At 56.2% G+C, this 22,706-nt stretch carries 23 protein-coding genes; 9 read left to right on the plus strand and 14 right to left on the minus strand.

Translation table 11 applies throughout. The features are described 5' to 3' along the window. Nucleotides 1–16 precede the first annotated feature (16 nt). The 3 genes from ONV78_RS19380 (at nt 17) to ONV78_RS19390 (ending at nt 4,955) form a co-directional block, all read left to right on the plus strand. Nucleotides 17–3,157 (plus strand): glycosyl hydrolase family 18 protein, encoded by a 3,141-nt coding sequence (locus ONV78_RS19380; RefSeq protein ID WP_279505645.1) that lies wholly within the window; start codon nt 17–19, stop codon nt 3,155–3,157. Between the two features lie 257 nt (nt 3,158–3,414). Continuing rightward, on the plus strand, nt 3,415–3,720 hold the full coding sequence (locus tag ONV78_RS19385; RefSeq protein ID WP_279505647.1) for a helix-turn-helix transcriptional regulator: 306 nt from the start codon (nt 3,415–3,417) through the stop codon (nt 3,718–3,720). Further along, entirely contained in the window at nt 3,717–4,955 is a 1,239-nt protein-coding gene (locus ONV78_RS19390; protein ID WP_279505649.1) for a HipA domain-containing protein, read from the plus strand. Before ONV78_RS19385 ends, ONV78_RS19390 begins: the two co-directional genes overlap by 4 nt. Before the next feature lie 81 nt (nt 4,956–5,036). Here ONV78_RS19390 and ONV78_RS19395 read toward each other — a convergent pair whose 3' ends face one another. The 6 genes from ONV78_RS19395 to ONV78_RS19420 are packed head-to-tail and all read right to left on the minus strand — an operon-like array spanning nt 5,037 to nt 8,958. Then, nucleotides 5,037–5,333, minus strand: coding sequence for a cyd operon YbgE family protein (locus ONV78_RS19395; RefSeq protein WP_279505650.1), 297 nt, complete (start codon nt 5,331–5,333; stop codon nt 5,037–5,039). Nucleotides 5,334–5,336: 3 nt separating this feature from the next. Further along, nucleotides 5,337–5,453, minus strand: coding sequence for a cytochrome bd-I oxidase subunit CydX (gene cydX / locus ONV78_RS19400; protein ID WP_279505652.1), 117 nt, complete (start codon nt 5,451–5,453; stop codon nt 5,337–5,339). Nucleotides 5,454–5,503: 50 nt separating this feature from the next. After that, complete coding sequence (cydB, locus tag ONV78_RS19405; RefSeq protein WP_279505653.1) at nt 5,504–6,643, minus strand: cytochrome d ubiquinol oxidase subunit II; 1,140 nt, start codon at nt 6,641–6,643, stop codon at nt 5,504–5,506. A gap of 27 nt (nt 6,644–6,670) precedes the next feature. After that, on the minus strand, nt 6,671–8,245 hold the full coding sequence (locus ONV78_RS19410) for a cytochrome ubiquinol oxidase subunit I (protein ID WP_279505655.1): 1,575 nt from the start codon (nt 8,243–8,245) through the stop codon (nt 6,671–6,673). Then, nucleotides 8,235–8,432, minus strand: coding sequence for a cytochrome oxidase putative small subunit CydP (gene cydP, locus ONV78_RS19415; protein ID WP_127973335.1), 198 nt, complete (start codon nt 8,430–8,432; stop codon nt 8,235–8,237). Before cydP ends, ONV78_RS19410 begins: the two co-directional genes overlap by 11 nt. Then, entirely contained in the window at nt 8,425–8,958 is a 534-nt protein-coding gene (locus tag ONV78_RS19420; protein WP_279505657.1) for a hypothetical protein, read from the minus strand. Before ONV78_RS19420 ends, cydP begins: the two co-directional genes overlap by 8 nt. Before the next feature lie 187 nt (nt 8,959–9,145). On the opposite strand from ONV78_RS19420, the gene ONV78_RS19425 reads away from it, so the two are divergent. From ONV78_RS19425 to ONV78_RS19435, 3 genes are all read left to right on the plus strand, one after another. Then, nucleotides 9,146–10,462, plus strand: a complete 1,317-nt coding sequence (locus tag ONV78_RS19425; RefSeq protein ID WP_279505659.1) for a sigma-54-dependent Fis family transcriptional regulator — start codon at nt 9,146–9,148, stop codon at nt 10,460–10,462. Between the two features lie 75 nt (nt 10,463–10,537). Beyond that, nucleotides 10,538–10,756, plus strand: coding sequence for a hypothetical protein (locus ONV78_RS19430; protein WP_216737882.1), 219 nt, complete (start codon nt 10,538–10,540; stop codon nt 10,754–10,756). 384 nt (nt 10,757–11,140) lie between these two features. After that, entirely contained in the window at nt 11,141–11,530 is a 390-nt protein-coding gene (locus tag ONV78_RS19435) for a hypothetical protein (RefSeq protein ID WP_127973331.1), read from the plus strand. Nucleotides 11,531–11,583: 53 nt separating this feature from the next. Here ONV78_RS19435 and ONV78_RS19440 read toward each other — a convergent pair whose 3' ends face one another. The 3 genes from ONV78_RS19440 to ONV78_RS19450 all read right to left on the minus strand — a co-directional run bounded on the left by ONV78_RS19440 (nt 11,584) and on the right by ONV78_RS19450 (nt 13,723). Then, complete coding sequence (locus ONV78_RS19440; protein WP_279505660.1) at nt 11,584–11,940, minus strand: response regulator; 357 nt, start codon at nt 11,938–11,940, stop codon at nt 11,584–11,586. Next, a complete protein-coding gene (locus tag ONV78_RS19445; protein ID WP_279505662.1) occupies nt 11,937–12,674 on the minus strand; it encodes a hypothetical protein in 738 nt (245 codons plus the stop codon). Before ONV78_RS19445 ends, ONV78_RS19440 begins: the two co-directional genes overlap by 4 nt. Nucleotides 12,675–12,820: 146 nt before the next feature. Continuing rightward, nucleotides 12,821–13,723 carry a LysR family transcriptional regulator gene (locus tag ONV78_RS19450; protein WP_279505664.1) on the minus strand — a complete coding sequence of 301 codons (903 nt, stop codon included), beginning with the start codon at nt 13,721–13,723 and terminating at the stop codon, nt 12,821–12,823. 137 nt (nt 13,724–13,860) lie between these two features. Between ONV78_RS19450 and ONV78_RS19455 the strand changes: the two genes are divergently transcribed. The 3 genes from ONV78_RS19455 (at nt 13,861) to ONV78_RS19465 (ending at nt 15,548) form a co-directional block, all read left to right on the plus strand. Then, entirely contained in the window at nt 13,861–14,448 is a 588-nt protein-coding gene (locus ONV78_RS19455) for an NAD(P)H-dependent oxidoreductase (protein ID WP_279505666.1), read from the plus strand. A gap of 60 nt (nt 14,449–14,508) precedes the next feature. Beyond that, nucleotides 14,509–15,297 carry a (S)-ureidoglycine aminohydrolase gene (gene allE, locus ONV78_RS19460; protein ID WP_279505668.1) on the plus strand — a complete coding sequence of 263 codons (789 nt, stop codon included), beginning with the start codon at nt 14,509–14,511 and terminating at the stop codon, nt 15,295–15,297. Nucleotides 15,298–15,389: 92 nt separating this feature from the next. Further along, nucleotides 15,390–15,548, plus strand: a complete 159-nt coding sequence (locus ONV78_RS19465) for a hypothetical protein (protein ID WP_216737875.1) — start codon at nt 15,390–15,392, stop codon at nt 15,546–15,548. A 48-nt stretch (nt 15,549–15,596) separates the two neighbouring features. Here the strand turns inward: ONV78_RS19465 and ONV78_RS19470 are convergent, their stop codons facing one another. From ONV78_RS19470 to iolC, 5 genes are all read right to left on the minus strand, one after another. Then, nucleotides 15,597–15,815: a hypothetical protein gene (locus tag ONV78_RS19470; RefSeq protein WP_127973323.1), complete on the minus strand. Its 219-nt coding sequence runs from the start codon at nt 15,813–15,815 to the stop codon at nt 15,597–15,599. A gap of 135 nt (nt 15,816–15,950) precedes the next feature. Next, the gene (locus ONV78_RS19475; RefSeq protein ID WP_279505985.1) at nt 15,951–17,453 is read right to left on the minus strand and encodes a CoA-acylating methylmalonate-semialdehyde dehydrogenase; all 1,503 of its coding nucleotides are present in this window, start codon (nt 17,451–17,453) and stop codon (nt 15,951–15,953) included. A 125-nt stretch (nt 17,454–17,578) separates the two neighbouring features. Next, nucleotides 17,579–18,478, minus strand: coding sequence for a myo-inosose-2 dehydratase (gene iolE, locus ONV78_RS19480; RefSeq protein WP_216737873.1), 900 nt, complete (start codon nt 18,476–18,478; stop codon nt 17,579–17,581). Between the two features lie 31 nt (nt 18,479–18,509). After that, nucleotides 18,510–20,360: a 3D-(3,5/4)-trihydroxycyclohexane-1,2-dione acylhydrolase (decyclizing) gene (iolD, locus tag ONV78_RS19485; RefSeq protein WP_279505671.1), complete on the minus strand. Its 1,851-nt coding sequence runs from the start codon at nt 20,358–20,360 to the stop codon at nt 18,510–18,512. Between the two features lie 149 nt (nt 20,361–20,509). Beyond that, a complete protein-coding gene (iolC, locus tag ONV78_RS19490; RefSeq protein ID WP_279505672.1) occupies nt 20,510–22,432 on the minus strand; it encodes a 5-dehydro-2-deoxygluconokinase in 1,923 nt (640 codons plus the stop codon). Between the last annotated feature and the right edge of the window lie 274 nt (nt 22,433–22,706).

The following is a 22,706-nucleotide window of genomic DNA, read 5'->3' on the forward strand; positions in this document are numbered from 1 at the left end:
AAAAGGACTATAAATTATGAAAATGAAATTGCTGACCGCCACCTTGATTGCTGCGGGAGCCCTCAGCCAATCGGCGTTCGCCTATGATTGCGCGGGACTTTCCGACTGGGACAGCGGCGCCGTTTACACCGGCGGCGCGAAAGTGAAGCACAAAAACAGCGCCTATGAGGCGGCCTATTGGTCGCAGGGCGCTGATCCTGAAACTCATTCCGGCGACTGGCAGGAATGGAAGCCCCTGGGGCAATGTGACGACGGCGGTCCTGTCGATAACAAACCGCCCAGCGTGACGTTGACTGCGCCTAAGTCCGGCTCTGAATACGCCGTTGGCGACAATGTCGTGCTATCCGCTGACGCGTCCGATGAGGACGGTTCTATCGCCAAAGTAACCTTTATGGTGGATGACAAAGTGGTCGGCGAAGACGACAGCGCGCCTTATTCCGTAGAGTGGAAGGCGGAGCTGGGCGACCACACTGTCAGCGCTACCGCAGTGGATGACGACGATGCGGACGCCACGTCCGGCAAGGCCAGCATTAAAGTTTCCGATGACGATACGCCGCCGGATAATCAGGCGCCTACGGCCAGCGTGACGTCTCCCAAAGCGGGCGAAGAATTCAATGTGGACGACAACGTTAATATCAGCGTTGACGCCGCGGATGCGGACGGCTCTGTCAGCAAGGTGGAGTTCTATGTGGACAACGCCCTGATCGGCGAAGACGACGCTGCGCCCTATGAAATGGACTGGAAAGCCAAGGCTGGCGGCCATCGCATCGCCGCCAAGGCGATTGACGATAAAGGTCTGAGCGGCATGGCTCCAGCGGTCGCCATCAAAGTGAATGGCGGAACCGATCCCGGCGGCGAAGACTGTCGTCCGGAAGGTCTCTATCAGACGCCAGGCGTCGATGTGCCCTACTGCAGCATCTACGATGAAAACGGCCGCGAAAAAATGGGCGCGGATCATCCCCGTCGCATCATCGGCTACTTCACTTCTTGGCGCACTGGCAAGAATGGCGCGCCGTCCTATCTGGCCAGCGATATTCCCTGGGAGAAGCTGACCCACATTAACTACGCCTTTGCTCATGTAGACGGAAACAACAAGATCTCCGTGGGCAATGTGAATAATCCGGAAAACGCCGCCACCGGTCTCACTTGGGATGGCGTGGAAGGCGCGGAAATGGACCCAAGCTATTCCTATAAGGGCCATTTCAACCTGCTGAACAAGTTCAAGAAGCAGTATCCCAACGTGAAGACCCTGATCTCCGTTGGCGGTTGGGCGGAAACCGGCGGCTATTTCGACGATGACGGCAAGCGCGTCGACAGCGGCGGCTTCTACACCATGACCACCAACGCGGATAACAGCATCAACCAGCAGGGCATCAACACCTTCGCCGATTCAGTGGTGGCGTTCCTGCGCTCATACGGCTTTGATGGGGTGGATATCGATTACGAATACCCCACCAGCATGAATGACGCCGGCAACCCGGATGATTTCTCCATCGCCAATGCTCGTCGAGCCGGTTTGATGGCCTCTTACGTGGAACTGATGAAAACCCTGCGTGAGAAGCTGGACGCCGCGTCGGCGGAAGACGGCAAGCACTACATGCTGACCATCGCTTCGCCATCTTCAGGCTATCTGCTGCGGGGCATGGAGGTGATGCAGATCACGCCGTATCTGGACTACGTCAACATCATGTCTTACGACCTGCACGGCGCCTGGAACCAGTTCGTTGGTCCCAACGCGGCCTTGTATGACACCGGCGAAGACGTGGAGTTGAAAGCCTGGAATTACTACAACACCTCTCAGTATCAGCGCATTGGTTATCTGAATACCGACTGGGCCTACAAGTATTTCCGTGGAACCATGCAGGCGGGGCGCATCAATATCGGCGTGCCTTATTACACCCGCGGCTGGCAGGGCGTGAACGGCGGCGACAACGGTCTGTGGGGCACGGCTTCCGCGCCGGATCAGAACAACTGTCCTCCCGGCACCGGTTCCGGCGATAAGAATGACTGCGGCAACGGCGCCGTCGGCATCGACAACATCTGGCATGACCTGGATAAACAGGGCAATGAGATGGGCGCCGGCTCCAACCCGTTGTGGCACGCCAAGAATCTGGCGGAAGGCGTAGCGGGCAGCTACATCGCGGACTACGGTCTTGATCCAGCCAACGATCCTACCGATGTGCTGACCGGCTCTTACAGTCGCCACTATGACTCGACTGCGGTGGCGCCCTGGTTGTGGAATGCGGAAAAACGCGTGTTCCTGTCCATCGAAGATGAAGAGTCCATTGGCGTAAAAGCCAAGTATGTCGCGGATAACGGCATTGGCGGCGTCATGTTCTGGGAACTGGCCGGCGACTATGACTGGAATGCGGACAAGGGCGAGTACTTCATGGGAGACACCCTGACTACGCAGTTCTATGACGCGTTCAAAAACGCAACGCCATACGGTGATCAGGTCGGCTCCGATGTGCCAGCGACCAGTCTGGACATCAAGTACAGCATCAGCGGCTTCAAATTGGGCGATCAGAACTATCCGATCAACCCCAAACTGAAGATCACCAACAACTCAGGGCAGACCATCCCAGGTGGAGCCACCTTTGAGTTCAATGTGCCCACGGCGATTCCCGACACCATCAGCGATCAGAGCGGCGTAGGCCTGAAAGTTATCGCCAGCGGCGCTAACAGCTCCGGCAACAACATCGGCGGTCTGGAGAACGATCACCACAAGGTGGCGTTCACCCTGAAAAACTATCAGGCCCTGGCGGACGGTGAGAGCATGGACATCACGCTCAACTACCATCTGCCAATGTCGACGCCTTCCAGCTGGAGAGTGAAAATCGGCGGCGCCACCTTCGCCCTGAAACAAGAGCATCCGGAACTGCCCGCCGGCTCTTTGGACGGCGGCGATAATGGCGATGGCGGAGACGACGGTGGCGATGATGGCGGTAACGACGGCGGCTCCTGCGCCGACGCTAACGTCGATCCCAGCAAAGTGAACGTCTATCCCAACTGGACCCAGAGCGACTGGCAGGGCAACCCCAATCACGCCGGCACAGGCGACCTGATGTCCCACAACAAGGTCGTCTACCGCGCAGGCTGGTGGACCCAATCCACCCCAGGCAGCGACGGCAGCTGGACCCTGGTGTGCCGCTTCTAAACTAAACCCACCCGTCCGCCCCTTTTACCGGGGGGCGGACTCAGTACCATCCCGCTTTGTAGCTTAACGGCTTTTCCTTTTGAACCTGTTATTGACGCTAATGGCTGGTGCGATTCCAAGTCAATATTCTGAGACTTGTGGTTATCTTTTTCTGACAATTTGGTAGCTTTAGTGATCAGCAAGTTTCTTTGCTATATCCTTTTTTGGTACCTATAATTATCAAATTACCGTCTTTTGATAACTATAGTGATCACTATATGTCTGGTGAAAAAAGAAGCGCTGTTGTTTTTCCCAAGAACCAAAAGGTTCTCTCGCAGTTAGGTGAGAACATAAAGTTGGCCAGAAAGCGTAGAAACTATACTCAAACCCTGATTTCTGAGCGGACTGGGCTCAGTCGGTTAACCATTCGCAGAATCGAGCAAGGAGACGCCAAAGTGTCTATGGGACATTATGTGGCGGTATTAGGCGTACTAGGATTAGTAGAGGACTTGGCGAAAGTGGCTAGTGACGATGAATTGGGACGCAAGCTACAGGATATTAAGCTTCTGAGTAAGCAAAAATGAACACTGAAGTCTTTGTATTTGCTGACTGGGAGGAATTCGATGAACCGGTTTTGGTTGGGAGACTTCGCTCTACTGTCACCAAGAATAGAGAGCATTTCAGCTTTCATTATGATGAGGGGTGGCTGAAGCTTCCCAGCGCACAGCAAATAGACCCTGACCTCCATTTGTTCTCCGGCGAGCAACATAGCTCAAACTCAAATAACTTTCGCGCATTTCTGGACTCTTGTCCTGATCGTTGGGGACGCTTGCTGATGAACCGTCGCGAAGCGATCTTAGCGCGTCAGCAGGAAAGGCGCCCCAAGGTGCTTCATGAGATGGACTATCTCCTCGGCGTCCATGATCTTTATCGCCAAGGCGCCTTGAGATTTAAACAGTCAATAGAGGGCGCCTTTCTTGATAACGACGAGCGACTGGCGGCCCCGCCCATATCATCGTTAAGGGAGCTGGAGTACGCCGCCCAGCAAGTAGAAGACAGCAACAGTGATGATCCCGAGTATCTAAGATGGCTCTACATGTTGATGTCGCCAGGCTCATCTCTAGGGGGCGCTCGCCCCAAGGCAAGCGTGGTGGATGAGGCGAATCACTTGTGGATCGCCAAATTTCCGAGTCGCCATGACGACCATGACATCGCTGCGTGGGAGTTTACGGCTTATCAATTGGCGTTGGAGGCGGGGATAGTGATGGCTCCGTGCAGAATTGAGAGATTCAATAGCCATCACCACACGTTTTTAACCCAGCGTTTTGATCGCACTGCTACGAGTCGTCTGCATTTCACCTCAGCATTAACGCAGCTTGGTTACTATGATGGCGACTACGACGCCAGCTACATCGAATTGGCGCAGTTTCTTACGGAGAGAGGCTCCAACACCAGAGATGATTTGGCGCAACTATGGCGTCGTATCATTTTTAACATTGCGATTTCCAATACGGATGATCACTTGCGTAACCATGGGTTTATCTATCAAAAGGGGGGATGGGTTTTATCTCCGGCTTACGATATTAACCCTGTTACACCCTCTAATGGGCTGCATTTGAATATTACTGATAATGACAATAGCCTGGACTACGACTTAGCGATGGATGTAATCGAGTTTTTTCAACTAGGCGTCAGTGAAGCGAATGCGATAAAGGATGAAGTGCTGCACAGTGTTAGTCAGTGGGAATCGGTGGCCAAAAACATCGGTATCAGCCGAGCTGATCGACAACTAATGGCTTCAGCGTTCAATGTTGGATAAATGAATCGCGATTCTCCATCCTGATTCAAGCCCGCCTGCGCAGGCTTTTTCTGCTTCTCTCTTGCAAGAACGCCCAAACGCTCACATCACCCACAAGTACACGCATAACGCCATCACTGGCCAGCCTACGTAGGGGCCTAGCGTCCAGCGCCAGATCGTCAGGCGCGGTACGTAGCCGACGCCGTGGACGAAGCCGGCGCTGACGCCCCACAGGCAGAGCGTCAGCAGGCCGTGTTTGAGTTCCGCGGAGCTGGCGGCGATGAGCTGCGGCGCGGCGAACGCCATGGCGGCCAGCGCCAGGGCGCTCAGCAATGACAGGCCCCGCGCCCAGCCGGCGTAAAGCGGCCCGTAAGCCACATAGTCAACGGGATGGCTCATGGGTTAATCCTTGACGTCGGGTTCGCGGTCTAAGTTCTCGGTGACTTCCAGCCACAGGGCGTTGACCAGTCCGAATGAACACGCCAACAACACGCCCAGAATCCAGGTGAAATACCACATATCCGGTTCTCCTCTAATCGTAAAAGCTGTTTCAGTTCGCCATTGCGGGTTCAATAAACGCCGTGTTTGTTGTTCTCGATAAAATCCGTGGTCAGTCGTCCCCACATCTTGTAGTAACCCCAGAGGGTGTAGGACAGCACGATCGGCACGAAAATCATCGCCACCCAGAACATGATGTTCAGGGTTTTCTCACTGGATGTGACGTCCCACAGCGTGAGGCTGTGTCCCGGCATGAGGTTGGAGGGCATCACAAAGGGAAACAGACTGAAGCCGGCGGTGCAGATAATGCCGGTCAGCGCCAGGGAACTGCCGACAAAAGCCAGCCCGCTGCGCTGGGCGGCGGTCATGACCAGCGTCAGGAGCAAGCCTGCGTAAGCCAGAATCGGCGCCGCCAGAGTGATTGGATATTTGCCGTAATTGGCCAGCCAGGCGCCCTCTTTCAGTTCGACGGATTTCTGCAGAGGCGTCATGGCGGCGCCGACATCAGCGCTGGCGGTGATGACATAACCTTCAATGCCGAAGTACAACCAGACTCCCGCCAGGGTGAAGCAGGCCGCCACCACCAAAGCCAGCAGACGTGTGTAACCGCTGGCGCGTTGACGCAACTCCCCGTCAGTGCGCATTTGCAGATACGCGGCGCCGTGCATGGCCAGCATACTCAGACTGACGACCCCGCACAGAAGCGCGAACGGATTCAGCAACGCCCAGAACGAGCCGGTGTATTCGGAGCGCATCAACTCGTCCAGTTTGAATGGCGTGCCCAGAAACAGGTTGCCAAAGGCGACGCCGAACACCAGCGCAGGCACGGCGCCGCCGGCGGTCAGTCCCCAGTCCCAGGCGTTGCGCCAGCGCGGATCTTCCATTTTGGAGCGGTACTCGAAGCCCACCGGGCGGAAGAACATGGCGAACAACACCAGCAGCAACGCCCAATACAGACCGGAAAAGGCGACCGCGTAAACTACCGGCCAGGCCGCGAAAATGGCGCCGCCAGCGGTGATGAACCAGACTTGGTTGCCATCCCAGTGCGGGCCGACGGTATTCAGCAGCACCCGCCGCTCGTTGTCGTTTTTGCCGATGATGCGTAACAGCGCGCCCACGCCCATATCAAAGCCATCGGTGACCGCGAAGCCAATCAGCAACACGCCGACCAGCACCCACCAGATCATTTTCAGCGTTTCATAATCAAACATACTTTGACTCCTGATATCTGTAGGGGCTTAGGCGTTGGCGGCTGCGGAGGCGGCCGATTGTTCGAGGTCGTAACGCCCGGTGTGCAGACTGGAGGGACCCAGGCGCGCATAGCGAAACATCAGGTACATTTCCGCCACCAGCAGCAGGGTGTAGAACCCGATAAAACCGGCCAGACTCATGTACAAATCCGTTGCTGAACGCGTGGAGGCGGACAAGTAGGTCGGCAGCACCTCACCGATGGACCAGGGCTGACGCCCGAACTCGGCGACGAACCAGCCCATCTCGGATGAGATCCATGGCAGGGGAATGGCGAACAGCAGCGCCTTCAGCAGCCAGCGTTGACGCTCCACGCTATGACGGGAGCTGTGATAGAACGCCAGTCCGATCAGAATAAGCATGGCGAACCCCAGGCCGACCATGATGCGGAATGTCCAGAACATGGGGCCCACGGAGGGAATGGTGCCGTGCGCCGCCTGCTTGATCTGCGCTTCACTCGCATCCACCACATTGTCCGTGTATTTCTTTAGCAGCAGCCCGTAGCCCAGGTCTTTTTTCAGGGCGTCGAAGGCTGACAGCGTTTGCGCAGACTGGTCGCCGCCTTTGAGTTTTTGCAGCAGCGCATAGGCCTGCATGCCGCGGCGAATGCGTTCTTCATGCTCGACGATCAGATCCTTGATGCCAGTGACTTCTTCGTCAATGGAACGGGTCGCGATCAGGCCCAGGGCGCCGGGTACTTTGAGCGCGTAATCCGTTTTCATGTTTTCGCTGTCGGGAATGCCGAAAAGCGTAAAAGCCGCCGGCGGTTCCACCGTTTCCCACTCCGCTTCAATGGCCGCGAGCTTGGTGCGTTGCACATCGCCCAACTCGTAGCCTGACTCGTCGCCAAGCACGATGACGGAGAGTATGGATGCGAAGCCAAAACTGGCGGCGATGGCGAAGGAGCGCCGTGCGAAGGGAAGGTCGCGCTTTTTCAACAGATAGTAGGAAGAAATCCCCAGCACGAACATGGCGCCCGTGACATAACCGGCGGACACAGTGTGAACGAATTTCACCTGCGCTACGGGGTTGAAAATCAGTTCGCTGAAACTGACCATTTCCATGCGCATGGTTTGATAATTGAATTCGGCGCCGACCGGGTTCTGCATCCAGCCGTTGGCGATGAGAATCCATAGCGCGGACAGGTTGGAGCCGATCGCCACCAGCCAGGTGACCGCCAGATGCTGGACTTTACTGAGGCGGTCCCAGCCGAAGAAGAACAGGCCGATGAAAGTGGACTCCAGGAAGAACGCCATCAGCCCCTCAATGGCTAGCGGCGCGCCAAAGATATCGCCGACATAATGAGAGTAATAGGCCCAGTTGGTGCCGAACTGAAACTCCATCGTCAGGCCGGTGGTGACGCCGAGCGCGAAGTTGATGCCGAACAGCTTGCCCCAGAACTTGACCATGTCCTGATAGACCTGCTTGCCGGTCATCACATAAGCCGACTCCATGATGGCGAGAAGAAACGCCAGTCCCAGGGTTAAAGGCACGAACAGAAAATGGTAGAAGGCGGTGATCGCGAACTGGAGCCGCGACAGGTCCACCACGTTTTCACTGATCATAGTGATCCTCCGATTGAGTAGGAATAACGCCGAACTGCTTGGAAATGCTTTCCTCTGGATGGGATAAATCCACAGGATCAGAGAAGTAGGCCGCCTTGATGGCGAATATCAGAATCAGTTTGAGCAGCAGAAACAGACTGAGCTCGCGCACCAGAGGAATGGAAAAGATGGACTTGCGCTCAGGCATTGCGGGATCTCCCTGACGTCTCCCGCGCCGCAATCGCCTTTTCCTGACCAAGGCTGGTGATGCGTTGTCCGCTGACGATGCGACCGGGGTAGATTATGGTGTCGTCCGCCAACTCCAGCAGGGACTGCAACAACGCAGGAGAAGGTTCCTTTACTGTTGTTAAGTAAAGCAGGGCTCCGGGAGAAAACCACTGGCCGGTGAAGGCGAATCCCTCGCAACGAAATCCGCAACACTCACCGGCTGCGTCAGGCAAGGTCCATAAAATGGTTTCCCCCAAAGGCAGACTCTGAGGCAATCGCTCCCCTGACGTCGGCGCAATGCGTAGTCCTGCAATATCAGAAACGTCGGATGTTTCCGCTGCGGTATACAGCAGATATTGATTACTGAGTCCCTTGCTGGTCAGAAAGCTCCGGTAGCTGTCCGAAAGGACGGGAAGGGCGTCGATCAGAGCGCTGCGCCGTGAGATGGGCTCGAACAGCAGGTAGCTGAGTCGGTCGCCGTAAATCCATTGTTTCACTCTGGCCATGGTTAGTCGTCGAATTTGGGGTAAAGGTTTTTGTGGTCTGCGATGAGGATTGAGCAAGCGGCGGGCCAGAGGCGGGAATGTCTTGTATTCCGCGGAGATAGAAGCAAAAACAGGGGTTGCGCCGCTTTACTTTATGGTGATGTCGCGCCATATTTGTCATGAGTTATGACATAAATGGCGGTCTGTTATGACAGAGTCCTCTTATCCCACACTCCCCGCTATCAGCTCTATGCTGGAAGCGATTCCTGCGCCCGCCGTGTTGCTGGATCGCGAATACCGTATCCGCGCCGCCAACGACGCCTATCGCCGCACCTTTCAACAGGACGGCGCGTTGCTCAATCGCCATTGTTATGAAGTGTCCCACGGCTATTCCGTGCCTTGCGATCAGGCGGGGGAGACCTGCCCCTTGCGTCAGTGCCAGGAGAGCGGCCGACGGCAGCGCATGCTGCATATTCACAACACGCCGAAGGGGCGCGAGCATGTGGATGTGGAGCTCAGTCCGATTCGCGATGAAGAAGGCGAAATTCGCTTCTATGTCGAGATCATGCAGCCGGCGCATCCTGGCCGCAGGGAGCGTAGCGAACGGCGCATGATCGGATTCAGTAACGCGTACACGCACATGCTGGAGTTGCTCAGTCGCGCTGCGCCTGCCGATATCAGCGTGCTGCTGTTGGGGGAGTCGGGAACCGGCAAGGAACTGGCGGCGGAATACCTGCATGAACGCAGCCCTCGCGCAAGTAAACCCTTCGTCACCGTGGAGTGCTCCGGGTTGACCGACAGTCTGTTTGAAAGTGAGTTGTTCGGCCATGAGAAGGGCGCTTTCACCGGCGCGACGCACCGCAAGATGGGGCTGGTGGAAGCTGCAGCGGGCGGTACGCTGTTTCTGGATGAAGTGGGCGATATTCCTCTGAGCATGCAGGTTAAGCTGCTGCGTCTGCTGGAATCCGGCGCCTATCGTCCGGTCGGTGGGGTGACGCCGAAACAAGCGGACTTTCGCCTGGTCTGCGCCACGCATCAGCCGTTACAGGAACTGGTGCGGGAAGGGCGTTTTCGTCAGGATCTGTACTATCGCATCAGTCCTTTTCCTGTGCGCTTGCCGGCGCTGCGCGAACGCGGCGACGATGTGCTTCATCTGGCTCGGCATCTTCTCGACAGTCTCAGCAAACAACGTATTCTTAACTTCGCAGAAAATGCGGAGCATTGGCTGCGACGACAATCCTTTCCCGGTAACATCCGGGAGTTGCGCAACCGGATTGAAAGGGCGATTCTGCTCTGTGACGGCGCGGAAATCGAAGCCTCTCACCTGCAGCTTGATGACGAGGCGATGACGGATAACCGCCCGCTTATCGCGGCTGCGGAAGAGAAGCTTCTGACCTTGGAAGAAGCTGAGCTTTGCTACTTGCAACAGTCGCTTGAGCGACATCAGGGCGATAATGCGTCCCTGGCCAAAGCGCTGGGCGTTAGCGAAAGAACGTTATATCGGAAAATCAGGACGTTGAAATAGGGGCCGGCCACGCCCCGCCGATAGCCTGCCGACACACCAGGGCCTGCGTGCGTCGATGAAAAAGGGAGTATGAAAATGGGCGTTATTCTTCGAAGACTGTTTGCTTTCTCCATGATTGTTCTGGGTGGAATCCTTTTCATGTGGGGGGCGTCCGACCTGTTTACGGTGAAGAGCATCATGGGCGATAAGTTCGTCGCCGGTGGGAAAGATAGCGCAAGAGACGTCGTTATCATGCTTTCGGGGCTGGCGCTGATTGGTTATGGCGTTTTCGACATCAAGCTAACCGGTAATTAAACGTCTGCGTAACCATTGATTGCCCTTTTTTCCATACTTGCCGTTCTGCTCTCAGCTGTTCAGTAATGAGAGTCGGCGCCTCTCAATCCGCCGAAAAACCACGTCGTTAAATTGCGTAAAAACTTTCCAGTCGTTTATAGGGGGAATTAATCCTCCTGTGCTAAGATGCCCCGGATTTTTCGGACGTTATACACGCGTTCGCTGCATTTTTTGATATCTAGACGCTCAAGCCGAACTTTTATGAGCGTCGTCGCTGGCGCTAAGCCGGTCACTCTTCATCCAAAATACAAGGAGGTAACCCGACAAGACGGATATTTGTAACCCCTCATTTTTCTTGCATAAAAAATATACTTACGACATTGGCTAACGTACAAAGAAATTAAAATGAAAAAGTTGAAATTGACTCTGGTCATGCTGGCGACCTTGATGCTGGCTCCATCTCTTTCCTACGCAAAAGGCATCCCCATGTTCTTCAACACGGGCGACGAGATTTTTGAAATCGAAGGCGCTCCGCAATATGAAGAAGGCTACTCGCTAGGTTACGCCTGTAAGCGTTTCGGCCTGTTCGGCGCGGATATCTGGACGTGGGACTGCAAGATGATGGCGGTGAACCTGAACTTGTTCTCCGTCGCGGATATCGACGAGTCTGATCTGACGGAGTTTTCCGCCAAGTACTCTCTGAGCGACCGCAAGCGTAACCTGTGGAATCACTATGGCATTGCGCTGCTGCTAGTGGTGATTGTCGCCTTCGGTCTGCTTAAGCGCAGAGCCTGATGGGCAATAGGGCGAAGGGAGGCGTGACCGAGTGTGGCGCTTCCCTTCGCCGCTCATATTGGGCGTTCTAAAACCCTCTCTATCGTTTCTCTGATTTTACTGAACTCCATTTTCCCGCAAATAGCCGCAGCGCCTGCTTCCTGAATTTTTGCGTTACCCTGCGCATGGGATGAAACCGCGATGATTTTTAACTGGGGAAAGCGCACACGAATCTCCCGCGTCACTTCATCGCCTTTGCAGTCATCCAGATCGAAATCAATCAACGCCAAATCAAAGCTGTTTGACTCCAACGCGGTCATGGCGGATGTCTTGTCAGGCGTCACGGTAATCTCACAATCCGACAAAAAAACATCCTGCGCCGTGGCGGCGAAGACGGGGTGATTTTCGATATAAAGTATGCGGGTTTTCATGGCGTGTATTGTGTCGATGATGGTTTGGACGATGGGCTGTCAGACTCGCTATTCAGCCTCTTTCTCATTTCTTCCAATAACAAGTTTCTTTTGCTCAATGCGGATATCAATAGAAGCGCCAGTAAGCTCAATAAAAGCATGCTGATGATTGCGCTGACGTGATTACTTACCGGGAAAAATAGATTGATCAGCAACCACATAAACGCAGAGCCAAGTATAAAACCTTTTATCCCTCCCGAAGGAGATCCCGCAACCTTCCGTATGAGTTCGTCATTGCTCAGTGTATCGAGTGGCTTGCTGAGTCGCTCTATCCAGCGATCAATGAGAGTGCGGGGAAGAAGTCTGGCTGGTTTGTTCTGCTGATTTGGGTGCTTGAATATGCGGGCGCAGAAAATAATAGTGACCAGATATATCAGATAGGCGACTAGCCCGTAGGCGATCAGCCGTTCGGAGTTCAATGTTTGCTCTGACGCCTGAAAGACAAAATAAGCGCAGGCTTCCAATAACAGGCAATAACCAGCGCCAAGCGTTGCGAAGGCGCCGAGTTCCGCCTTGGCGAGAGGCTTTCCACTGACTTTGCAGTAATAATGCGCGCTCAATACCGCGCTAACCATCGCGCAGGAAAGCAGGCCCAACTCCACAAAGGCGTAGGAGAGCAGGGCAATGATCGGAGCTAACGCCAAAATAGAGAGTGCGAATAAAGCCAATGCACGAAGTAAGGGATAAGATTTCATTTTGACTACGCCTCAAAACAGAGCCTATGAAGAAACAGGGTAGTCATAGTTTTCTATCACGCCCACTTCAACGCACCGTACAATCTTTGTGACATCGCATGCCGCCTGACTAACACTTTCAGACGCTGCATGACGATCATGCGATATTAACTACGCAAATGCTCCGCCAAGTAATCAATAACAGCTTTGACGCGTTTTATCTTCGCTTTGTCTTTTGAGTAAACCAGATACATGCCGTTTTCAAATCGGTTGGGCGTGATGGCGTAGTTGGGCATCAGGCGTATCAACTCGCCGCGTTTCACTGCATTCAAAACACCATGATCCGCCAGCAGGCCGATGCCGCCGTGGTTCAATGCGCAATGCAGGATGCTTTCGGTATTGTTGGTGAGCAGATAAGGGCTTTGCATGGCGATGCGTTGTTGCGACGCGCCGTCATCAAATATCCAGCTACTGTGAGGCGATGAAAACCGGTATGCGAGCAGCCGGTGATCATGCAGATCTTTGGGGTGTTTGGGTTCGCCGTATTTCTCAATATATTGGGGTGAGGCTATCAGCCAGAATTCGTAGGCTCCGAACTTTTTCGCCAACAGGCGGGAGTCGTTCAGTCTGCCGAAACGAACGTAGATATCATGCAATCCCTCGTTGGGATCGATGACGCGATCATCGCAATCCAGAATCACCGTCAGATCAGGGTAGTGGTCCCTCAAGCCCGCCAGAGCGGGAGCGATAAAATAAGAGGCGAACCACCAGGGAGCGGACAGACTTACTCTGCCTCCCACTTCCTCTTTTTGCTGGCGCAGACAATCACTGACTTCATCCAGCGAGATGACCAGCGGCGCCGCCTCTTCATACAAACGCTGACCCTGTTGGGTTAACGCCACCATGCGTGTACTGCGGGTGAACAGCGCCACATTCAGCTCTTTCTCCAGCTCAGTTATCTGTCGGGACACGGACGATGCGGATAAATGCAACTCGGCGGAAGCCTGGGCGAAGTTCAAATGTTTGGCGACGGACAGAAAAACGCGGAGAGCATGCAGGGATCGTATCATTGTTGCGAATATTCAAAGTATGAAAAAGATAATTCGAGATTAAACAATAATGCCCGCCTCGCTAATCTACAACCCGTTTATATAGCCAAGGCGCTGCGAGCTATGAGTGGCGGCGCCGAATAACAGGAGCATGACGGATGAATAAGGTATTAATCGTAAACGGCGCGGAGCCCAAATCAGGGGTGGCGGACGGAAGCTTTAATGAGGGATTGATCAGCGTGGCGAAACAGGCGCTGCAGCCGTTTGCAGAGGTGCGAACCAGCCGGATTATGGACGGCTACGATATCGCCGAGGAGCAGCATAAATATCAGTGGGCGGATTTGGTTATTCTTCAGTTTCCCGTGTATTGGTTTTCCGCCCCGGCGGCGTTGAAGCGCTACATCGACGATGTGTATGCCCACGGCGTTTTCTTCTCCGGCGCAGAGCGATACGGCGAAGGCGGATTACTCAAAGGTCGACGCTACCTTCTTTCCACTACCTGGAACGCCGCTGAAAAAGCCTTCCATCCTGACGGCGGCGTGCTGGCCGGACTGGCGGCGGATCAAGTGCTGACCTCCATGCATATCACCCAGCGATACGTTGGCCTCACCCCATTGGAGAGCTTCGCTGCGTTCAATGTTATCAACGAACCGCGTTTCGATTACTGGGCGGAAAGATGGCGGGCGCACCTGAACTCTTTGGTGAGACCAGTCAGCGCAGTTAAGACGTTGGAGGCGGCGATCTAGTCAGTAGCGTTTTGCTCACAGCAAAAGAGGGGGGCGTCGATGTTGGGATAGGTCGCTATAATGTTTATCGCGTTACGCAAATATAACAACGAAGGTAAACAAATGACCCTGACCGGCGCTACCCGCAGTAAATTGTCCCGCAACTATTCTCTGATGTGTCCCGACTCTCACGTGCCGTTGAATTTGCCGCAGTGGAAAAACTGTCAGGTGATTTATACGGCGTCTCCCGAAATGGGAGCGAAGTTTTGTCAGTTTCTGGTGAATATGAAAGCCGGCGGTAGTTTTTGTTCGGAGAGCCCGTCAGATGAGTTTTTGTTGCTGGTGCTGGAAGGAGAAATAGCGCTGAGTTTTAGTGGCGAGACCCATCGTTTACAGCAGGACGGTTTTGCGCACTTGAAGGCGGGAGAGCGCTTTGAGTTGGTGAACCAGGGCGACTCGGCGCGGCTACTGGCGTTTCAGAAAAAATATGCGCCGATGCCGGAGACGACGGATGCGGTCACGTCCTTTGCCAGCTCCCTGACGCAAGTCCCTGCGAAACCCTTTCTTGGCGATGATGGCGCGTTGCTGCAAGCGCTGTTGCCAGATGCGCCGGCATGGGATTGGGGCGTCAATGTATTTGAGTTTCAACCTGGCGCCACGCTCCCAATAGTGGAAATGCATTTCATGGAGCATGGTCTGTACTTTCTGCAGGGGCAGGGCGTTTACCGTCTGGGAAGCGACTGGCATCTGGTGGAGCAGGGCGATGCGATCTGGATGGGGCCTTATCTGGAGCAGTGGTTCGCCGCAACGGGGAAAGTCTCCAGCAAGTATATTTATTACAAGGAAATGAATCGGGCGCCGGGGCTTTAATAAACGGCGTTCGCCGGAGATTTTGTGTTTAAATCTCCTCGCGCATAAGCCATTATGACGCCAAGTCTTTCTACTGTTTTCGAGAACCTTTGATGTTAAAAAAACTGCTGTTTCTTGTCGGATGCGTACTGGTTATCGTCGTCGCCTGGTGGGCGTTCAAACTGATCGGCAAGCTGGTGTTCTTCGCCGTACTGGCCATCGGCGCTTATCTCTTGTGGACCAAGGTTATCAAGCCCAGTTCAGGTGGGTGAGGTCTTCAAGGACGTGGCAGTCTAATCCAACTACTAACGACGCGATGCTTATTTGCCCGCGTCGGAATTTTCCTCGTTGTTCGCTCCTACATTCGCATCAAACGCATAAAATAACTGCCAATAGCAATAAAGCGCTGCGCCGCTGGCGAGCATGCCCCACAGAGGTTCGCCGGTGGCCCATTCAAGCGTCGCCCAGAACAAGCAGAACACCGTGATGGCGACACGTCTCCATACGGGGCGGAAGAATTCCAAATCTCGTTGCTGCATGGGCGTTGTCTCTGTATTCCGGGTGGTGAGTTGACGCGATGTTTCGGGTAAACATCGACGGGACGGTTAGTTTGCAGTATCCCGGAATGGTTGGCCAGCCCGGGATACTTAAAACTTATAACCGCCAGGAAGCGTCTACTTCATCGTTGGCATGGAAAACTCGGCGCCGGCGCGGAGGCCTGTTGGCCAGCGGCTGGTGATGGTTTTCATGCGTGTGTAGAAGCGTACGCCGTCCGGGCCGTGCATGTGCAGGGGGCCGAACAGGGAGCGTTTCCAGCCGCCGAAGCTGTGGAAGGCCATGGGGACGGGGATGGGGACGTTGACGCCGACCATGCCGACCTGGATTTCTTCACAAAACTGACGGGCGGTGTCGCCGTCGCGGGTGAAGATCGCCGTGCCGTTGCCGTATTCGTGCTCATTGATCAGGCGAATGGCTTCCGCGTAGCTGTCGACGCGCACTACGCACAATACCGGTCCGAAGATTTCCTCTTTGTAGATGCGCATGTTCGGCTTCACATGATCGAACAGTGTGGGGCCGACGAAATATCCTTTCTCATTGCCGGCGCAGACGAAGTCGCGGCCGTCGCGAATCAGCGTGGCGCCTTCTTCGATGCCCGAACCAATATAACTGCGCACCTTGGCGGCGTGCTCTTTCGACACCAATGGCCCCATGTGGGCTTCTTCCGGCAGGCCCAGACCGGGACCGACGCGCATGCTATCGATTTCGCTTTGCAGGCGGCTGACCAGGGTGTCCGCCACCTCATCGCCCACGCAGACTGCGACGGAGATCGCCATGCAGCGCTCTCCCGCGGAGCCGTAAGCGGCGCCTACTAATGAGCCGACGACCTGCTCAGGATCGGCGTCCGGCATGACCACCATGTGGTTTTTAGCGCCGCCGAGAGCCTGCACCCGCTTGCCATGCGCAGAGGCGGTGGCGTAGATGTATTCGGCGATAGGCGTGGAGCCGACGAAGCTGACTGCCTGCACGCGCTCGTCGGTCAGCAGGACATCGACGGCTTCTTTGTCGCCGTTCACTACGTTAAAAACACCGTCGGGCAGACCGGCTTCTTTCAGCAGTTCAGCCAGACGCAATGGAACGGACGGATCTTTTTCCGATGGCTTCATCACAAAGGTATTGCCGCAGGCGATCGCTACCGGGAACATCCACATGGGCACCATGGCCGGGAAATTGAATGGAGAGATGCCGGCGCAAACCCCTAAAGGCTGCATCAGGCTGTAGCTGTCAACGCCACGGCCCACATTGAGGCTGTGCTCGCCTTTTTGCAGGTGCGGAATGCCGCAGGCGAATTCGACGACTTCCAGGCCCCGCACCAGTTCGCCCTGGGCGTCGGAGAACACTTTACCATGCTCCAGCGTAATTAACTCCGCCAGCTCGTCAGCGTGCTTCTCCATCAGCTCCTTGAATTTGAACATGACGCGGGCGCGGCGCAGCGGCGTGACTTCCTTCCAACTGGCGAACGCGGTTTCCGCCGCTGTAATGGCTGCGCGGGTCTCGTCAGCGCTGGACAGGGCGACGTTCAGGCGTTGCTCGCCGGTGGCGGGATTGAAAACCGGACCGACGCGGCCCGAGGCGCTGTCGCAACGAACGCCGTTGATGAAGTTACCAAGAGTTTGCATGTCGAATACCTTTTTCATTTGCTGCGGCGCGCCTGCGCAGAGGCGCGCATCATCGGAGATGCAGGGCCCAAGCCGGGCCGGATTTTGCTATTTGTCTGCCTGATTAATAGGGTGGATGCTGGCGCTTATTCCGATAGCGTAATGCCCGCCTCGGCGCATAGCCGCTTCAGGTTGTTGGCGCCCAGTGTGGCGTAGGTCAGCGGATGGGCGACGGCGGGGTCCTGTTCCGCTTCCACCACCAGCCAGCCTTTGTAGCCGCTGGCTTGCAGGCCTTTGAACAGGGTCGCATAGTCAACGCCGCCATCGCCGGGAACCGTGAACACGCCGTTGAGCACCGCATCCAGAAAACTCAGATCCCGGTTTTTGGCGTCCGCCAGCACTTGCATGCGAATGTCTTTGCAGTGCACATGGTTGATGCGATCCGCGTGGCGTTGCTGCACCGCAATGGGATCGCCGCCTGCGTAGGTAAGATGCCCGGTGTCGAGCAGCAGGCCCACGGAGTCGCCAGTGTTGGCCATCAGCGCGTCGATCTCCTCTTCAGTTTCCACCACGGTGCCCATGTGATGGTGATAGGCGATCTTCACGCCTTGCTCCAGGCAGTAATCCGCCACTTGCGTCAGCTTGGCGCCGAAGGTTTCCCACTGGTCTTCCGCCAGACGTGGACGGTGAGACACCGGCGTGTTTTGATCGCCATGCACGCAGCCTGTGACCTCGCAATACACCATCGCCGTAGCGCCAAGGGATTTCAGGAGATGCAGGTGATCCTGAATGGCGGCGATTTCCGCTTCCACGCTGCGCTCCAGGAGTTGGCCGCTAAACCAGCCGGACACCAGACGCAGTCCGTGATGGTCCAGAATCGGTCCCAGCGCTTCCGGCGTGCGCGGGAACTTGTGCCCTAGCTCAAAGCCGGCGAAGCCCGCCTGTTTGCCTTCGCTGAGGCACACTTCCAGCGGCGTGTCGCCGCCCAGGGAGGGCAGGTCGTCGTTAGTCCAGGTCAGAGGGTTGATGCCGATACGTACGCTCATGAGAAATCTCCAGATATTCCGCCAAAAGTGATTACAGATTTTTGAACTGACGAGCTTTGAAGCTCTCGTAACGGCGGCGGGCCTCTTCGACCTGCGGACGTTCGGATACTTCCGCGACCGCCACGTCCCACCAGGCCCCGCCGTCTTCAGTGACTTTCAGGGGATCGGTGTCGATAGCGATCAGATAACTGATGTCGGACGCCTTGGCGCGCTCCAGGGCGGCCTCCAGCTCCTTGATATTGCGCACGCTTTCCGATTTGGCGCCCAGCGCGGCGCCGTGGGCGGCGAAGTCGATTTTGGGCGCGCCGCCGTCAGTGGTGAGGCAATCGTCCAGCAGGTTATTGAAACCGGGACCGCCGCAGGCTTGTTGCAGACGATGAATACATCCAAAGCCACGGTTATCCAGCACCACAATGATGATTTTCTGCCCCAACATGACGGAGGTGGCGATTTCGGAATTGAGCATCAGATAAGAGCCGTCGCCGACCATGACGAACACTTCCGAATCCGGCTTCGCCATTTTGGCGCCGACGCCTCCCGCCAGCTCATAACCCATGCAGGAGTAGCCGTACTCCAGGTGATAGCCTCTGTCATAGCGGGTGCGCCAGAGCTTTTGCAGATCTCCCGGCAGACCGCCGGCGGCGCAAACCACAATGTCTTTTTCCCCCGCAGCGCGATTGACCGCGCCGACCACTTCTGCGTCCGTAGGCAGGTCCGCCTGATGGTCGGCGGTGGCGTTGTCCACGGACTTATGCCACTGCGCGCGTAAGCGTTCTGCCTTTTCAATCCACTCTCCATCGGGGCGCCAGTCACCCAGCGCGTCCTGCAACTGCGCCAGCGTCAGTCTGGCGTCGCCCACCAGGGGCTGCCCCTTGTGTTTGACGGCGTCAAAAGAGGCGACATTGATGCTTAGCAATCTGGCGTCGGGGTCAATGATGGCGCGGGAACCGGAAGCGAAATCCCCCAGACGCGTGCCGACGGCGATGATCAGATCCGCCTCCGCAGCGAGTGCATTGGTGGAGGCGGCGCCGGTGACGCCCAGCGAACCGATGTTTTGACGATGATCCCAGGGCAGGGCGCCTTTGCCCGCCTGGGTTTCCCCTACAGGTAATGCATAAGTGGAGGCCAGGTTGTCCAGCTCCGCCAGGGCGCCGGAGTAATGCACGCCGCCGCCAGCAACCAGCAACGGTTTTTTCGAGGCTTTGATCATGGCGATGGCGTCAGCCAGTTCTGTGGCGTCTGGCGCCTGACGGCGCAGCCGATGGACTTTCTCCGCAAAGAAGCTTTCCGGGTAATCGAACGCCATGGTCTGCACATCCTGCGGCAGCGCCAATGTCACCGGTCCGCACTCGACGGGGTCCGTTAAGACACGCAAGGCCTGCGGCAACGACGCCAGTAATTGTTCAGGGCGAGTGATGCGATCAAAAAAACGGCTCACCGGTTTGAAGCAATCGTTGGAGGTCAGGGTGTAGTCGTGAAAATTCTCCACCTGCTGCAGCACCGGGTCGGGAATGCGGGTGGCGAAGGTGTCGCCGGGCAGGAACAGCACAGGAATGCGATTGACATGCGCCACGGCGGCGGCGGTCACCATATTCACCGAGCCGGGGCCGGCGGATGCGGTGCAGGCCATCATCTGACGGCGATTCTGCGTCTTGGCGTAGGCGATCGCGGCGTGAGCCATGCCCTGTTCATTGTGGGCGCGATAGGTGGGAAGCGCGTCGCGCACATGATGCAGCGCTTCGCCCAAGCCAGCGACGTTGCCATGGCCGAAGATCGCCCACATCCCTGCGAATAAAGGTTTGATTTCGCCATCCACGTCGACCTTTTGCGCGATCATGTATTTGATCACCGCCTGCGCCATGGTCAGTCTTATTGTTTTCATTCGGCTTAGCCTCTCGTCTTTGCTGATCCGGACGTTGGTCCGTTCGCCATCTCTGTCTGTTTCACGGGAGACAGGACCTGACCTGTACAGTGCCTGTCGTTGCAGACAAATAGAAAGCTATTTGTCTGCCTGATTAATAAGGTAATCGTCTAGGGCTGCAGGCTGTTGCGTTGCTTCCAGCAAGCGACCAGCTCCAGATAATTGGCGGCGACCGCGTCGATCAGCTCCTGGTCGTTGAATTCACCGCGCAGCCACTTGCGGCTGGGGACGCTGAAAATTGTGCGGCCCACGGCGAAGCCTTTGCAGATATCGAAACCGGCGCTGTCCATAAAGCCTTTTTTCAGTTCTTCCGCCGGCGCGTCCAGACCCAGCATCACCACGCCGCGGCAATGGGGCGAGCGTTGTGCGATCAGGTCGCTGATGCGGCGCCAGTTGGCGGGCGATTGTGGCGGCAGTTTCCACCAGTCCGGCTTGACGCCCAGGTTGTAGAATCTGGCCATGGCGTCGATATACACATTGTCGGTAACGTCCTGGTCACGGGGCGGAATCAGCTCCAGCAGCATTTCATGACCGGAGTCGCAGCAGGCTTTGTACAGTTCGCGCACCTGACGCTCCTGCGCCATGCGCAGGTCGATGCAGTCTTCCGGGTGGTAGAACACCAGGCATTTGACGATATGCTCTCTGGGCCAGGTTTTCAGGCGCGCGCTGACGCTGCGGCCGCCTTCCAATTCCAAGGGGCGTGAGCTGGGAAACTCCACCGGGCGACCAATCCACCAGCCGCGCCCGCTGACGTCATTGAGCGCGTCCTGTCCATAGGTGTCGTCAACCAGGACGCCGATTTGGCTGTCGCCGATGCCTTTGGCGCCCAACTCCGTCGCTTTTACCAGCAAGCGTTTTAGCTGCTTGATGCGGGACAGGTCTGCGCCTTCTTCCCGCGCCATGTCGAACAGTTGCTTGCGATGATCGAAAGCCAGAATGCACAGGTCGCTCCACTGGGCGCTGTTGCGCTGGGTGGTGACCCGATGCAGATAGTTCAGTCGCTCGTCCAGATCCGGACGGGGAATGGATTGCGCCCGGGCCATATAGTCGTCCAGCTCTTCCGCGCTGGGAATGGCTGGCGCGCAGCCGTGCCGGGACACCACCAGGGCGCCGCAGGCGTTGGCGTAGGCGCAGCAGCGCTCATAGGATTCGCCGCGCAGCCAGCCGCGCAGAAAACCGCTCATAAAGGCGTCGCCGGCGCCGAGTACATTGAGCACGTCCACGCGCACGCCGGAATGCACTTCGAAGGCCTCCGCGCTGGCGGGAATTTCGCCGTCAAGCACGGTGCAGCCCTGGGCGCCCAGTTTCAGGACGATGGTGGCGCCGGTCAGCGCGCGAATCGCCTGCAGGGCGGTGATAGTGTCCGTGCTGCCGCCAGCGATGTGCACTTCTTCCTCGGTGCCCACAATCAGGTCAAAGTGGGGCAGGATACTTTGCAAATGTCGGGTGACGCCTTCGCTGGAAATAAAGCGGGTTTCGCCGTCGCCGAGACTGGTCAGGCCCCACAGCACCGGGCGGTAATCGATATCGAGAATCCGCCTGGCGCCGGCGGCTTTCGCATATTCCAGCGCTGTCATGCTGGCGCGGTAAGTCTTGTCCGTTGAGAAGTGGGTGCCGGTGATCAACAGGGCTTTGGAGGAAGCGATAAATTCGGGGGTGAAGTCACCGCTGTCCACCGCCATGTCGGCGCAGTCGTTGCGATAGAAAATCAGTGGAAACGTGTCTTTATCTTTGATGCCGAGAAGCACCAGACCGGTCAGACGTTCTTTGTCGGTGACCACATGGCTGACATCGACGCCGGCCCGCGCCAGTTCTTCGCGTACGAAACGACCCATGTGTTCGTCGCCGACGCGGGTCAGCATGGCGGATTTCAGGCCCAGGCGGGCGGTTCCATATGCGATGTTGCCGGAGGAGCCGCCGAGGTATTTGGCGAAGCTGCTCATGTCTTCCAGTCGGCTGCCGATTTGTTCGCCGTAAATGTCGACGGCGGCTCTGCCGAGGCAGATCAGGTCCAGAGTTTTGTCTGTACTCATTTTATTGTTTATCTCCCGTGGCCGGGAACTGCGGCTCCCATAACCATACATCGAATTCCCCCGGCCTGTCTCCGTGCTGACGCAGACATCGCCGACATTTCATTTTTTCAAAAGAATAGAATAAAAATTCCATAATGACAATAGATGGAAAATACTTTCTTTTTTACGAGGAGAATGGGCCGTAAGCCCTGGCGCAAGCGGCGTAAAACTTAAGTAAGGCGATCTCCCACAGCATCGTGGAGATGAACTTTTATCGGTGAAGTAGGTGGAACAG

It is taken from the genome of Hahella sp. CR1, from assembly GCF_029813005.1.
Lineage (GTDB): Bacteria > Pseudomonadota > Gammaproteobacteria > Pseudomonadales > Oleiphilaceae > Hahella.